Raw genomic sequence first — 14503 nt, 5'->3', positions numbered from 1 at the left:
GTGACGGTGGGGGAGGTGCAGACGTTCCGGGGCCCCGTCCCGGCGGAGGACCTGGGCACGACGCTCATCCACGAGCACGTGTTCGTGGGTCACCCGGAGCTGGACCTCAACCTCCCCCACCCCGAGTGGTCGGAGCGCCGGGCGGTCGAGGACGCGGTGGCGGGGCTGGAGCAGCTGTGGGACCTCGGGGTCCGCACCGTCGTCGACCTCACCGTCCTCGGTCTCGGCCGCGACGTCGCGCGGGTGGCGGAGGTGGCCCGGCGCACCCGCGTGCACCTCGTGGCGGCCACCGGGTACTACACCGCCGACGTGCTGCCGGCGTACTTCCACACCCACGGTCCGGGTCGTCTCGTGGGCGGCCCGGACCCGCTGGTCGAGCTGTTCCTCCGGGACATCCAGGAGGGGATCGCAGGCACCGGGATCCGGGCCGCGATGCTGAAGGTGGTGACCGACGAGCAGGGCATCACCGAGGACGTCGGACGGGTGCTGGAGGCGGCGGCGACCGCCCACCTCGCGACCGGCGTGCCGATCACGACCCACACCCATGCGGCGTCGCGCAACGGGCGCGAGCAGCTCGCGCTGCTGGTCGGGCTGGGAGTCGACCCCGGCCGGCTGGTGATCGGGCACTGCGGCGACTCGGAGGACCTCGACTACCTCCGCGAGCTGATGGACGCGGGCGCCACGATCGGCATGGACCGGTTCGGCATGGAGCACGTGCTGCCCGACGAGCGCCGGGTCGCCACGGTGCTGGCGCTCCTGCAGGAGGGGTACGCCGACCGGATGGTGCTGTCCCACGACGCGGCGTTCTTCAGCCGGGTCACCCCGCCGTCGTGGCGGGCCGCCCACGTCCCGAACTGGCACATGGCGAACCTGCCTCGGCGGGTGGTCCCCATGCTGCTGGCGGGCGGTGCGACGGAGGACCAGGTGCGCCGGATGACCGTCGCGAACCCCGCGCGGCTGCTCGCGCCGGCACTCCCGGCGGAGGGCCGCTGATGCGCACGTCGATCGCGACGGTCTGCCTCAGCGGCTCCCTGCGGGAGAAGCTGCACGCTGCGGCGGCCGCCGGGTTCGACGGCGTGGAGCTGTTCGAGCCCGACCTGGTCGCGGCGCCGGAGACCCCCGAGGAGGTCGCCGCGCTGGCCCGGCGGCTGGGACTCTCCCTGGACCTCTACCAGCCCTTCCGCGACGCCGAGGGCGTGAGCGAGGCCGAGTTCTGCCGGGTGCTGCGCCGGGCTCGCCTGAAATTCGTCCTGATGCAGCGGCTCGGGATCGACACGATGCTGGTCTGCAGCAACGTCGCGACGGCCAGCGTGGACGACGACGAGGTATCCGCCGCCCAGCTGCGCCGGCTGGGGGACCTGGCCGCCGAGCACGGCGTCCGGATCGCCTACGAGGCCCTCGCGTGGGGCAGGTTCGTCGACGACTACCGCCGCTCCTGGCGGATCGTCGAGCTCGCCGACCACGAGGCCGTCGGGCTGTGCCTGGACAGCTTCCACATCCTGTCCCGGGGTCACGACCCCGCGGCCATCGAGGACGTCCCCGGCGCCAAGATCTTCTTCCTGCAGCTCGCGGACGCGCCCGACCTGTCCCTCGACGTCCTCTCCTGGTCGCGACACCACCGGCTCTTCCCGGGAGAGGGCTGCTTCGACCTGGGTTCGTTCGTCGGCCACGTGCTCCGCGCCGGGTACGCCGGACCACTCTCGCTCGAGGTGTTCAACGACGTGTTCCGGCAGACCGACGTGGACCGCACCGCGCGGCAGGCGCGGCGCTCGCTGACCTGGCTCGAGGACGTGGTCGCGGACGAGGGGTCCTGGCCCTCCCTGGCCGACCCGCCGGCCCGGCTGCCCGAGATCGCCCAGCCCGTGGGCCTCGACTTCGTCGAGGTGCGGGCCGAGGACACCGGTGAGGCGGACGTGGTCCTGGGTCAGCTCGGGTTCACGTTCCGCGGGCGGCACCGCAGCAAGGACGCCCGGCTGTGGACCGAGGGCCGGGCCCGCGTCGTCTGCAACGAGCAGCAGCCACGGGAGCCCGAGCCGAGACTGGCCGCGGTCGGCTTCGAGGTCGAGGACCCGGCCGCCTCCGCGGCCCGGGCCCGGGCACTGCACGCCTCCGTGGTCTTCCGCCGGACCCTCGCCCAGGAGCAGGAGCTGCCGGCGTTCCGGGCTCCCGACGGGACCGAGGTGTTCCTGGGGCACCCCGCCACGGAGGGTGGCGACCCCCGGTGGGCCCCGGAGTTCCAGGGAGGCCACGAGCCGGGGGCGTCCCTGCTCACGGGGATCGACCACGTCAACCTGGCGGAGCCGTGGCAGTGCTTCGACGAGGCGGTCCTGTTCTACAGCAGCGTCCTGGGGCTCACGGTCGCCGCCGCCCAGGAGGTCCCGTCCCTGCGGGGCCTGGTGCGCAGCCAGGTGCTCCGCTCCGGCTCGGGCGCCTGCCGACTGGCGCTCAACGTCGCTCCGCTGGCGTGGGACCAGGCCTCCGGCTACCCGCAGCACGTGGCGTTCGCCACCGACGACGTCGTGACGGTCGCGCGGCGCGCTGTCGAGCGTGGCCTGGTCCCGCTCGAGATCCCGCAGAACTACTACGAGGACCTGCACTCCCGATTCGACCTCCCGGCCGCGGAGGTCGAGACGATGGCCGAGCTCGGTCTGCTCCACGACCGCGACGCCACCGGGGACTTCACGCACTTCTACACGGCCACGGTCGGCAGCGTCTTCTTCGAGGTCGTGCAGCGCCGGGGTGCCTACGACGGATTCGGCGCGCCCAACGCCGCGGTCCGGCTGGCGGCCCAGTCCCGCTGAGGTCCTCGGGTCGAGGACCCTGGCCGGGTCAGGCCAGGCAGCCGCCCGACCCGCCGGGCAGCAGCGCGAGCACGTCGTCGATGGTGCCGAACCGCGTGGGCGGGTCGACCTCGACGACGTCGGGCGTCGTGCTCGCGTCGGGGACCGGGTCCGTGTCCCGGGCGGCGCCGAACTCGAGGTCCTCGACCTGCTCCTGCCGGCACAGGGCGTCGTCCATGGTGGCGATGCTGCCCTGCGAGAGCACCCAGCCCAGCGGGGCCGCGAGCGCGGGCCTCGTCGCCTGGTAGGCCACGGCCACCTGGTTGCCGCGCCACGCGTCGACCGCGGGTCCGGCGGCCGCGCCGAGCTCGCCCGACGAGGACCACAGCTGGTCGGTCGCCAGCATCGCGTGCGCCCGCTCCAGCTGGGCCCGGGCCGAGTAGAGCGCGGCCTTGGCCCGCAGGATCGTGAGCGCCGGGACCAGCGCCTCGAGGGCCACGCCGCGGGGGCTGCTGACCAGGTCCGACCCGGTGCCGTTGTCGAAGTAGACGAGCTGCGGCACGACCAGGGTGTCCGCCGCCGGCTCACCCCGGCACTCGCCGGCCCGCGGGTCGGCGGCGAGCACGCAGCTGTTGTGGTGGCGGACGTCGGCGAGCAGGCGGGGCATCAGGTCGAGCAGCGTCCCGACGCCGGTGTTCTCGGCGTACCCGCCGTCCACGACCTGCGTCGCCACGTCGTCCCCGCTGGGCAGGACGCCGTCGGGACCGGGGCAGTCGACGACCCCGGACGGGGTGACGTAGGGGAACCGGGCGGTGAGCAGGGCAGCCGTGACGGTGCGCAGCTGCCCGGTGCACTGGACGAGGTCGGTGCTGGCGGCGGCGGGCTGGCCGGGCGAGCACTCCGAGGTGCCGTCGCCGGGGAGCTGCACCTGGCTGAGCAGCGTGCGGCACGAGGTGGTCGGCGACACCGAGTTGACCACCAGGGCGCCGGCGGGTCCCCAGTCCCAGCGCAGCCGCGGGCGGGGGCGGAGGAACGGCTGGTCGAAGGTGTCGACGCCCTCCTCCCAGGCCTGCTCGATCAGGGTCGCGCGGTCCGACCAGGTCACCCGGCCGGTCCGGTCGTCGAACAGCGACGGCAGGGGGACGCCGGTGGCCGCGTAGATCGTGTCGCGGACGACGAGCCCGTCCGAGGCGGCCCCCAGCGCCTCGGGCCCGGCGATCGAGGCGACCGCGGTGGCGGCGGTGCCGGGCTCCCGGACCGAGGCGACCGACAGGCCCACGGAGCCTCCGCTCGCGCCGGAGGAGAGCAGCGCGCTGCGGCACACCGGCTTGACGGTGTCGCCGGTCGCGGCCGCCGGGCTGGCCAGGCGGTCGATGGCGGCCGCCGTCCAGTACGCCGCCCGGATGCCGCCGCCCTCGGCGGCGTAGAGCAGCAGCGGCCGGACCTTGAGGTCGGTCGCGCCGGGCAGCGGCTGCGCGCACGAGCGGCCCGCCTTGAGCCAGGTCTCGAGCACCGAGCCGAGCTCGGGCCGGTCCGCGGCCGCGAACCCGGGATGTGGACCGGCGTAGGGACGGATCCGGTGCACGTCGTCCCCGCCCGCGGTCGCGGCGAACAGCATCGCCAGCACGACCAGCGTGGTCACCGGCGCGAACGGGATCCGCAGCGGCCAGAACACCTCGGGCGAGCCGCCGGGCTGGAACAGGATGACCGTGCAGGCCACGACCACGCTCAGGCTGCCCAGCGCGAGCTGGAAGGTGGCGATCACCCCGACCGAGTCGGCCAGCACGACGGGCAGCAGCCCGACCAGCACCAGCACGACCCCGCTGACCAGCAGCACGGTCCACGCGGTGCGCTGCACGGCGAAGCCGCGGAGGAAGGTCCGGACCCGGTCGCGGGGCTCGGCGCCCGGGTCGTCCTCCGGGAGCCGGCCCCGGTCCATCGACATCCCCGGCGTCAGCTGGACCAGCAGCCGGTCGAGCGGGCCGTCGGCGGTGTAGCCGTCGGGCAGGCCCCGGCCCCACTCCTCGAGCTGGTGGTGCGCCCAGGCCAGGGCCGGCCACGCGGTCAGCAGCGCGGCCCACCCGGCGACGAGCAGGAACGCCGACCAGGGGGTCGGGCCCGAGAGGGCGATCGGTCCGGTGAAGGCACGGATCGCCCCCAGGCCCGCGACGACCGGCAGCAGGCCGACGAGGACGTCGCCGACCAGGGCCGTGGTGCGGAAGCGGCGTACGCCGATCGGCGGGCGGGTCGGCCGGTGCGACTCCCCGCGCCCGGCCCAGCGCCGGCGGAGCCAGAGCGACAGCCCGCCGACCGCGAGCGGGAACGCGCAGAAGACGACCAGCCGGACACCACCGATGTCGGCGCCGGCCAGTCCGAGCCCGGCGGCCGCCACGGCGAGCACGGCCGGCCCGATGAACCAGACCCGAAGCAGCGGCTTCTGGGCCGGGTCCTCGGCCCGCCGGGCGTCCACCGGGCACTGACCGTCGGCACACGGGTGCCCGGCGCCGGTCCAGCGCGGGCAGGTGCGCAGCCAGAGGTGCCCGGTCCGCTGCCGGCCGATGACCAGGGTGGCCACGACCAGCGCCCCCATCACGACGCCCGCCCACACGAAGTCCGCGTGCTGCCCCGGGTCGGCCCACGCTCGCTGGATGTCGGGGATCTGCTCGAGGAGGTCCGGTCCGCGACCGAGGCCGAGCAGGGCCAACGGCAGCACGATGGCCGCGGAGTAGCGGTGCGTGTAGAACGCCTTCGGCAGCCGGGCCAGGGTCGCGCGGAGCGTCCAGAGCGCCAGCGCCGCGGCCGGCAGCAGGGCCAGCCACTTGGCGGCGGTGAGCCCCAGGAGCAGCCAGCCGAGCGGCGCGCCGAGCCCGATGAGCAGGTTCTCGACCGCGTCCGCGGCCGCGCCGACGAGGACCAGGACCGCACCGGCCCGGCCCGGCCGGGAGCGGAACCGGCCGAACCACGCCAGGCCCAGCACGGCGTAGGTGGCGGCGAGGGCCAGGTCGGTCACGGCGTACGTCCGGAGCCAGCCGTCGACCTGGCCGTTGACGCCCTGGGCCCGGTCGGCGAAGAACTCCCACCCGTCGAGGGTCTCGCCGGGGTGGAGGACCGCGGTGACACCGGTGAGGCCGGTGACCGACCAGGTCCGGCCGGCGTCGAGCACCTGGGACAGCAGGTGGTCGATCTCCCCGAGGGTGATCACCAGCGCGACGGCCAGGGACAGCAGCAGCGCGAGCCCGGCGTCCGGTGTGGGCAGCCTCGGCCGGACCTCGTCCCGGCGCACCTCGACGCTCACCCGCCCACCGTGGCGGCATCCGCCGCCGCTCGACAAGCCCCGCGTCGGCGTGGCGCCGTCCCGCGCTGCCTAGACTCCGCCCGTGCCTGCCGCTCGGGAGCCGTCACCGTGGGGTCCGCTGCGCCGGCACCCCTGGGTCCTGGGTGTCGCGGTCCTCCTCGCCGTGGCGGCGGTGGTCGTCGGTGCTCTCGGCGGCTTCGCCCGCACCACACCGGAGGGGCTGCGTGCGGTGGACCCGGGGGAGCGGGTCGAGGTCACGCCGTTCGAGATCAGGCTCGACCGGGCGTCCGCGGCCTACGAGGTGGCAGGAGACCTCGCCGACGAGGGGCGGGCCTTCGTCGTCGTCGAGGGCACCCTGGCCCTCACCGCACCGGAGTCGGTGGAGCGCACGGTCCTCGGGGAGGCGTTCGCCGCCGACCTGCGGTCGACGTACACCTTCTTCGACGGCCCTGAGGAGGAGGGCGCGCCCACCACGGTCCACGTGGCGGAGGACGGCTCCGAGCTGCTGGGCATCGGGCCCGGCCTCACCTACGACGTCCTCCTCGTCTGGGAGATCGACGAGCCCGCCGTCCCCACGACGATGACGGTGGCACTGCGGGAGCACACCTGGCGGCCCAGCTTCCTCGACGGGATCCCCGGCTGGTTCGCGCCCGAGCCGGTCGCGCGGGTCACCCTCGAGATCGCGCCGCTGCCCGACGAGCGGCCGGTCGAGGAGGACCTGCTGTGAGCGCCCGTCGCCGCCACCTTCTCGGGGTCGGGGCCGTGGGCCTGGTCCTCCTCGGTGCGGCCACGGTGCTCGACGGCTGGCTGCCGGACGACGAGGCCGACCCCGGCGCGGACCCGTTCCTGCGGGCCGCCGCGGTCGGAGAGCCGGTCGACCTGCGCACGATGACCGTCCAGGTCGACTCGGTGCGGGGGTCGGCGACGATCTCCGAGTACGGCACCGAGAAGCACAGTCCGGGGGTCTGGGTCGTCGTCGAGTTCACGGTGGTCGCCACGAGCGAGAACACGTCGGTGTCCTATGCGGAGCTGAGGGACGACGACGACCGGGTGTGGTCGGTCAGCGGACGCAGCGCGAACAACTGTCCGGCCGGCCCGCCCGGCGTCCCGGTCGGGTGCGTCGCCTACTTCGAGGTGCCCCCCGGGGCCGTGACCGACCTACGGATGTGGTTGGCGCAGGACGGCTTCGAGCTGCGCTACGACGCCGTCGCCGACGTGGACCTGGAACTCAGCGAGGCCGACGTGGACCGGTTCGCCGAGGCGCCGGTGCTCGAGGTGCCCGGCACCTGGCTGGGGGAGCGGCCATGAGCTGGAGGTGGCGCTGGCTGGTGCTCCTGCCCCTGGCGGTCGTGCTCGTGCTCGCCGCCACGGCCAGCCGGGTCCAGATCTTCTGGTGGCCCGGTGAGCTGCACGACGGGACCACGGGCGTCCAGGGTGAGCCGGTGCGGATGGCCGACCGGTGGACCGACGGCGGCGGTGCCGAACGCACCCGGCGGTTCGACGTGACCCTGGTCGACGTCCGACCCGCGACGTGGGTCGACGGCTTCTCGGGTCCCGAGCGGCTCGATCCCCCGGATGGGGTGGCGGTGTGGGAGGTGGTGCTCGAGCTCGAGGTGGACCCCGACGTGCCCCTGGGCAGCTGCCAGGTCTCGCTGCTGGACACCGAGGGCCGGGAGGCCCGGGCGCTCGGCGGCAGCGTGGGCGACGCCTTCCTGCCGCCCACCTCGTGCGAGCCCGAGAACCGGCGGGGGCCGGGGTACGACGGCACCCGCGACGAGGACTACCTGCCGCGGTTGCCGACGTACCGGTTCGCGGTCTTCGCCGTCACCGCGGACGACGCGGTGCCGGACCGGGTCCGGCTGTGGTGGGAGCCCACCGACTACGTCGAGATCGCCGTCACGCGCTGACGCCGTACGCGGTCACCGGCTCGGGGTCCGGGTCGGGGTCCGGCCCGGGTCCCTGCTGGGGGGCGGCTGCCTTCCGCAGCAGCAGCCGGTCCACGGCGGCGACCACGATGGCCACCACGACGACGGTGTACGCCGCTTCGGTGACGATGTCGAGGTACCTGGAGAAGGCGATCATCGTGTCCGGGTCGCGCGGCCCCAGCAGGGCACGCAGACCCTCGGCCGCGCCCCACTCCGCGAGCCGCGCCAGGGGCAGGACCAGGCAGAACGCCAGCACGGGCAGCAGGCCGGCGTGGACCAGGATGCGCAGGCCGTCGACCAGGTCCGCGAACCGGCGGCCGAGCAGCTCGAGCGTCTTGGCGGTGGCCCGGGAGCGCGGCGCCCGCCACCGGGCCAGTGCCGGTGCGACCCGGGCGTGGAGGTGCTGGGCCCGGTCCGGCAGCTCGAGCCGGGCGCGCCGGCTGGCCGGCAGCCCTCCGGCGATCACGACCGCGCCGACCGCCAGCCAGGCCACCGGCGTGACCACGATCCCGCCGACCCCCTCGACCAGCGCCGAGAGCAGGTCGCCCACGGCGCGCAGGGGATCGGTGAACGGTCCGAACCAGCCCGTGACCGTGCTCCACGCGTCCTGCAGCCAGTCCACCACGACCCGGGCGCCCACCCAGTCCCAGACGTCCCGCAGCTCCGAGGTCAGCATCGTCGCGAGCCAGGTCAGCCAGGTGACCTCGACCAGGGCCTGGACCAGCCCCCAGGCCGTGTGCCGCTCCTCCAGGTCCAGGACGTCGATGACGAACCTGATCACGAGGACGACGGCGATCAGGATGAGCTGCCAGTGGACGACCGTCGCGAGGCTGCGGTCGGCGATCTCGCCGGTGGCGACGAGGGAGTCCCCGTTGAACCACTCGTCGGCGTAGCTCTCGTTGATGAACTGGTCGCGGTCGGCCGTGAGCTGTCCGGTCAGTGTGTACACCGTGAGGAAGGGGATCAGCGCCGACGTCAGCACCGCCACCCGGCGGGACGTCGACCTCTCCCCCTCGGGGTCCGCGGTGAGGGCGCCCCCGGCGATCCGCAGCATCAGCACCAGCGCGGTCACCATCGACAGCGGTGCCAGCGGGACCAGGAGCGAGGCCAGGACCACGTGGTCGCGGCCGAGGACGACCGCCCCCCACATCGCGGCGTTCCGGCACGCCAGCCCGAGCAGGAACACGGTCAGCAGTGCGGGCAGGTGGCGGACCAGGAGCCGGGCCGCGTCGGCCACCACCAGCACGGCGTCGGTGAGCGCGCCGCGTGTCTCCCGCAGCACCGTCACGCGGGCAGTCTAAGGAGTCCCCGACCGGGGCACCCGCGCGCTCAGGGGGCGTTGAGACCCGCGGCCGCGAAGATGGCGCGCGCCGCGTCGACCTGCTCCCGGGTGGCGGCGGGGACCCGGGCGAGCCGGTCCTCGAGCCCGAGCTCGGCGTACTTCTCCCGGCCCAGGGTGTGGTAGCCGAGGACGTCGACCCGCTCGACGTTGCCCAGGGCGGCGATGTGCCGGGCCAGCCGTTCGACGTGCTCCGGGGCGTCGGTCCAGCCCGGCACCAGCACGAACCGCACCCACACCCGCTTGTCCAGGGCGGCGAGCCGTTCGGAGAAGCGCAGGGTCGGCATCAGCGGGCCGCGGGTCAGGTCGCGGTAGAGCACCGGGTTGATCGACTTGATGTCGAGGAGGACCAGGTCGGCGGCCTCGAGGAGCTCGTCGCTGGCCCGGTCCCCGAGTGCGCCGGAGGTGTCCAGTGCGGTGTGCAGGCCCATCGCCTTCGCACCCTTGAGCACGGCCTCGGTGAACTCCGGCTGCAGGAGGGGCTCGCCGCCCGAGATCGTGACCCCGCCGCTGCCGCCGAGCAGCGACCGGTAGCGGTGGATCCTGGTGAGGACCTCGTCCGCCGTCGTCGGGGTCCCGTTGCGCATCATCTGGGTGTCCGGGTTGTGGCAGTAGGCGCAGGCCAGCGGGCAGCCGGAGGTGAAGAGCACGAACCGGAGCCCGGGCCCGTCCTGGCCGGTCGAGATGTCCCACGAGTGCACGGAGCCCGTGACGGTGCCGGGTCCGGCAGCGGTCCCGGGCGCGGCCCGGCTGCTGCCCGGCATGGTCAGCGTGGTCATCTCACAGCCCGCCGTGGAAGGTGCGGTTGACGACGTCGCGCTGCTGCTCGGGGGTGAGCCGGACGAAGTTGACCGCGTAGCCGGACACCCGGATCGTCAGCTGCGGGTAGTTCTCCGGGTGGGCCATCGCGTCGATGAGCGTCTCGCGGTCGAGCACGTTGACGTTCATGTGGAAGCCCGCGGAGGCGACGTACCCGTCCAGGACGGACACCAGGTTGTCGATCTGCTCGGGCCGGGTCCTGCCCAGCCCGGCGGGCGTGACCGTCGTCGTGAGCGAGACGCCGTCGCGGGCCGAGTCGAACGGGATCTTCGCCACGCTCAGGACCGCGGCCATGATGCCGTGCCGGTCGCGCCCGTTCATCGGGTTGGCGCCCGGGGCGAACGGCTCGCCCGCCCGGCGGCCGTCGGGCGTGTTGCCGGTGGCCTTGCCGTAGACGACGTTGCTGGTGATGGTCAGCACCGACTGGGTGTGCTCGGCGTTGCGGTACGTCGGCTGCTGCCGGACCTTCTCGATGAAGGCCTCGACCAGCTCGACGGCGATCGCGTCCACCCGGTCGTCGTCGTTGCCGTACGTCGGGTAGTCGCCCTCGGTCTCGTAGTCGACGACCAGCCCGCGCTCGTCGCGGACCGGCCGCACCGTCGCGTACTTGATCGCCGAGAGCGAGTCCGCGGCGACCGACAGACCGGCGATCCCGCAGGCCATCGTGCGGTGCACGTGGGAGTCGTGCAGCGCCATCTCCAGCCGCTCGTAGGCGTACTTGTCGTGCATGAAGTGGATGATGTTGAGGGCGTCGACGTAGGTCCGGGCGAGCCAGTCCATCATCGAGTCGAGCCGGGCCCTGACCTCGTCGTAGGTCAGCCGGTCGCCCTCGAGCACCGGGCCCGCGGGCCCGACCTGGGCACCGCTGACCTCGTCCCGGCCGCCGTTGACGGCGTAGAGCAGGGTCTTGGCCAGGTTGACCCGGGCACCGAAGAACTGCATGGACTTGCCGACCGCCATCGGCGAGACGCAGCAGGCGATCGCGGTGTCGTCGCCCCACCGGGGCCGCATCAGCTCGTCGGACTCGTACTGGATGGCGCTGGTGTCCAGCGAGACCTGGGCGCAGAACCGCTTGAAGCCCTCCGGCAGCGCCGGTGACCAGAACACGGTGAGGTTGGGCTCGGGTGCCGGTCCCAGGTTGTACAGCGTCTGCAGGTAGCGGAACGAGGTCTTCGTGACCAGCGACCGGCCGTCGGTGCCGATCCCGCCGATGCTCTCGGTGACCCACGTGGGGTCGCCGGAGAACAGCGCGTCGTAGGCCGGCGTGCGCAGGAACCGGATGATCCGCAGCTTGACGACCAGGTCGTCGACCAGCTCCTGGGCCTCGCTCTCGGTGAGCGTGCCGTCCGCGAGGTCACGCTCGAGGTAGACGTCGAGGAAGGTGCTGGTCCGGCCCAGCGACATGGCCGCGCCGTTCTGGTCGCGGGTCGCGGCGAGGTAGGCGAAGTAGAGCCACTGGACCGCCTCCCGGGCGGTGCCCGCGGGCCCCGAGATGTCGAATCCGTAGGACGCCGCCATGGTCAGCAGGTCCTTGAGGGCCCTGATCTGCTCGGCGATCTCCTCGCGGGACCGGATGACGTCCTCGGTGGAGGGCTTCGCGTCGAGGGCATGGTGGTCGGCCTGCTTGGCCTCGATCAGCCGCTGGACGCCGTAGAGCGGCACCCGCCGGTAGTCGCCGATGATCCGGCCGCGGCCGTAGGCGTCGGGCAGGCCGGTGATCAGGCCCGACTTGCGGGCCGCGAGCACCTGCGGCGTGTAGGCGTCGAAGACCCCGTCGTTGTGGGTCTTGCGGTACTTGGTGAAGATCTCCCGGACCCGGGGGTCGGCCTCGTAGCCGTAGGCGTCGAGGGCGTCCTTGACCATCTTCCAGCCGCCGTTGGGCATCATCGCCCGCTTCAGGGGCGCGTCGGTCTGCAGCCCGACGACGATCTCGAGCTCGCGGTCGATGTAGCCCGGTCCGTGGCTGGTGATCGAGCCGGGCGTGGCCGTGTCGATGTCGTAGACCCCGAACTCGCGCTCGCGGGGGAACATCTCGGTCAGCTGCGCCCAGAGCCGGGTGGTGCGCGCGGTCGGGCCGGCGAGGAAGCCGGCGTCGCCGTCGTACGGCTTGTAGGTCCGCTGGATGAAGTCGCGGACGTCGATGTGGTCGCACCAGGGACCGGTGGCGAAGCCACGCCAGGGGTCGAGGTCAGTGAGTGGGCGCTGGTCCAGGACGGGGGTGGCTGTCACGTCTACGACGCTACGGTCCCCGGCGCCGGGCCGAAGGGTCCGAAGGTCCCGTGCGGACGGGACCTCGGGCCGTGCGCTGGGACACGTCGTCGCCGCCGGCGGCTCACCCGAGCGCGGCGGCCACGACCTCCCGGGCCTCCGCCTGCACCTGGGCGAGGTGCTCGGGACCCTGGAACGACTCGGCGTAGATCTTGTAGACGTCCTCGGTGCCCGACGGCCGGGCGGCGAACCACGCCGAGTCGGTGGTGACCTTGAGCCCGCCGATGGGCGCGTCGTTGCCGGGAGCGGTCGTCAGCTTCGCGGTGATCGGCTCGCCCGCGAGCTCGGTGGCGGTCACCGCGTCCGGCGAGAGCGCTGCCAGCGCGGCCTTCTGGGCCCGGTCGGCCGGGGCGTCGACCCGGGCGTACGCCGGGGTGCCGTGCTGGGCGGTCAGGTCGGCGTAGTGCTCGCTGGGCGTGCGCTCGGTCGTCGCGATGATCTCGGCCGCCAGGAGGCAGAGGATCAGGCCGTCCTTGTCGGTCGTCCAGACCCGACCGTCGCGGCGCAGGAACGACGCGCCGGCCGACTCCTCGCCGCCGAAGCCGAACGAGCCGTCGATCAGCCCGGGCACGAACCACTTGAAGCCGACCGGGACCTCGACCATCGGCGTCCCGAGCGACGCGGCCACCCGGTCGATCATCGAGCTCGACACCAGGGTCTTGCCGATCCGGGCGGTCCCGGGCCAGTCCGGGCGGTGCCCTCCGAACAGGTAGCCGATCGCCACCGCGAGGTAGTGGTTGGGGTTCATCAGCCCGGCGTCCGGGGTGACGATCCCGTGCCGGTCGGCGTCGGCGTCGTTGCCGGTGGCGACGTCGTACTGGTCCTTCTGGGCGACCAGGGAGGCCATCGCGGACGGGGACGAGCAGTCCATCCGGATCTTGCCGTCCCAGTCGAGCGTCATGAACCGCCACGTCGCGTCGACCAGCGGGTTGACCACGGTCAGGTCGAGACCGTGCCGGTCGGCGATCTCGCCCCAGTAGTGCACCGCCGCGCCGCCCAGCGGGTCGGCACCTATCCGGACCCCGGCCTCCTTGATGGCGGCCAGGTCGACGACGTGCGGCAGGTCGTCGACGTAGGCGCCGAGGAAGTCGTAGGAGCCGGCCGCCTCCCGGGCGCGCGCGAACGGGATCCGCTGGACACCGCCGAGCCCGTCGCGGATCAGTGCGTTGGCGCGGTCCGCGATCACCCGGGTCGCGTCGGAGTCGGCGGGTCCACCGTGTGGCGGGTTGTACTTGAACCCGCCGTCGGAGGGCGGGTTGTGCGACGGCGTCACCACGATCCCGTCGGCCAGCCCGCTGCCGGTCGTGCGCCCGCCGTTGGCGGTGAGGATGGCGGCCGAGACGGCGGGCGTCGGGGTGTAGGCGTCGCGGGCGTCGACCAGGACCGTCACGTCGTTCGCGGCGAGGACCTCCAGCGCCGTGGCCCACGCCGGCTCCGAGAGCCCGTGCGTGTCCCGGCCCAGGAACAGCGGCCCGTCGTAGCCCTGCTCGCGCCGGTAGTCGCAGATGGCCTGCGTGGTCGCCAGGATGTGCGTCTCGTTGAACGAGGTCCTCAGTGACGAGCCGCGGTGCCCGCTCGTCCCGAACGCGACCTGCTGGTCGACGTCCTCCGGGTCGGGGACGCCGGTGTAGTAGGCCGTCACCAGGTGCGGCAGGTCGACCAGGTCCTGGGGCTCGGCGGGCTGTCCTGCGCGCGGGTCTGCCATGACGCTCATCATGCCCGGGCCCGCGCCCGGGGTCAGAGGTAGATGTTGTCGTGCTCCTCCAGGAACGCCTGGAGCTCCTCGTGGGTCGGGGTCCAGCGACCTTCGGCCATCTCCACGAGGCCCTCGAAGTAGGCCTCGCGCGGGGCGCCCGGCGCGAACAGGATGAGCAGCGAGGCGGGCTCGCCGGACTGGTTGCGGAAGCCGTGGACGCCGCCCTCGGGCACGTAGAGGAAGTCGCCGGGGCTCCCGGCGGTCCACGAGCTGCCGTCGTAGAGCTCCGGCGCCCCGGACAGCACGAAGAAGGACTCGCTGATGGTCCGGTGGAAGTGCGGCTGCGCACCGCCGGGCTCGGTGCCCATGTCCCACCGGTAG

11 protein-coding genes are annotated in these 14503 nt (G+C 73.6%); 5 read left to right on the top strand and 6 right to left on the bottom strand.

Annotation, left to right across the window (positions count from 1 at the left end):
• Nucleotides 1-15: 15 nt before the first annotated feature.
• Nucleotides 16-993: a hypothetical protein gene (locus JHD21_RS04825; RefSeq protein WP_292672092.1), complete on the top strand. Its 978-nt coding sequence runs from the start codon at nt 16-18 to the stop codon at nt 991-993.
• Nucleotides 993-2801 (top strand): sugar phosphate isomerase/epimerase and 4-hydroxyphenylpyruvate domain-containing protein, encoded by a 1809-nt coding sequence (locus JHD21_RS04820; RefSeq protein WP_292672091.1) that lies wholly within the window; start codon nt 993-995, stop codon nt 2799-2801. The genes JHD21_RS04825 and JHD21_RS04820 overlap by 1 nt, the downstream gene beginning before the upstream one ends.
• A gap of 28 nt (nt 2802-2829) precedes the next feature.
• Here the strand turns inward: JHD21_RS04820 and JHD21_RS04815 are convergent, their stop codons facing one another.
• Nucleotides 2830-6075 (bottom strand): hypothetical protein, encoded by a 3246-nt coding sequence (locus JHD21_RS04815; protein ID WP_292672090.1) that lies wholly within the window; start codon nt 6073-6075, stop codon nt 2830-2832.
• Between the two features lie 82 nt (nt 6076-6157).
• Here JHD21_RS04815 and JHD21_RS04810 point away from each other — a divergent pair, with 82 nt between their 5' ends.
• Genes JHD21_RS04810 through JHD21_RS04800 form a run of 3 tightly spaced genes read left to right on the top strand, consistent with a single transcriptional unit; the run spans nt 6158 to nt 7982 of the window.
• Nucleotides 6158-6802, top strand: coding sequence for a hypothetical protein (locus JHD21_RS04810; protein WP_292672089.1), 645 nt, complete (start codon nt 6158-6160; stop codon nt 6800-6802).
• A complete protein-coding gene (locus JHD21_RS04805) occupies nt 6799-7383 on the top strand; it encodes a hypothetical protein (protein ID WP_292672088.1) in 585 nt (194 codons plus the stop codon). The genes JHD21_RS04810 and JHD21_RS04805 overlap by 4 nt, the downstream gene beginning before the upstream one ends.
• Nucleotides 7380-7982, top strand: a complete 603-nt coding sequence (locus tag JHD21_RS04800) for a hypothetical protein (protein ID WP_292672087.1) — start codon at nt 7380-7382, stop codon at nt 7980-7982. The genes JHD21_RS04805 and JHD21_RS04800 overlap by 4 nt, the downstream gene beginning before the upstream one ends.
• On the opposite strand, the gene JHD21_RS04795 is transcribed toward JHD21_RS04800, so the two are convergent.
• The 5 genes from JHD21_RS04795 to JHD21_RS04775 form a co-directional block, all read right to left on the bottom strand.
• A complete protein-coding gene (locus JHD21_RS04795; RefSeq protein WP_292672086.1) occupies nt 7972-9288 on the bottom strand; it encodes a hypothetical protein in 1317 nt (438 codons plus the stop codon). The two genes, JHD21_RS04800 and JHD21_RS04795, sit on opposite strands and share 11 nt — an antisense overlap.
• A 41-nt stretch (nt 9289-9329) precedes the next feature.
• Nucleotides 9330-10118, bottom strand: coding sequence for a pyruvate formate-lyase-activating protein (gene pflA, locus JHD21_RS04790; RefSeq protein WP_292672085.1), 789 nt, complete (start codon nt 10116-10118; stop codon nt 9330-9332).
• 1 nt (nt 10119) lies between these two features.
• Nucleotides 10120-12387 carry a formate C-acetyltransferase gene (gene pflB / locus JHD21_RS04785; RefSeq protein ID WP_292672084.1) on the bottom strand — a complete coding sequence of 756 codons (2268 nt, stop codon included), beginning with the start codon at nt 12385-12387 and terminating at the stop codon, nt 10120-10122.
• A 103-nt stretch (nt 12388-12490) separates the two neighbouring features.
• Nucleotides 12491-14131, bottom strand: a complete 1641-nt coding sequence (gene pgm, locus JHD21_RS04780; protein ID WP_292672083.1) for a phosphoglucomutase (alpha-D-glucose-1,6-bisphosphate-dependent) — start codon at nt 14129-14131, stop codon at nt 12491-12493.
• A 32-nt stretch (nt 14132-14163) separates the two neighbouring features.
• Nucleotides 14164-14503, bottom strand: a 340-nt coding sequence (locus JHD21_RS04775; RefSeq protein ID WP_292672082.1) for a cupin domain-containing protein, incomplete at its 5' end; no start/stop codon positions are given.

It is taken from the genome of Nocardioides sp. (genome assembly GCF_016462705.1).
GTDB lineage: Bacteria > Actinomycetota > Actinomycetes > Propionibacteriales > Nocardioidaceae > Nocardioides.
Note: the sequence above shows the minus strand (reverse complement) of the source record. Positions and strands in the feature narration are given on the sequence as shown.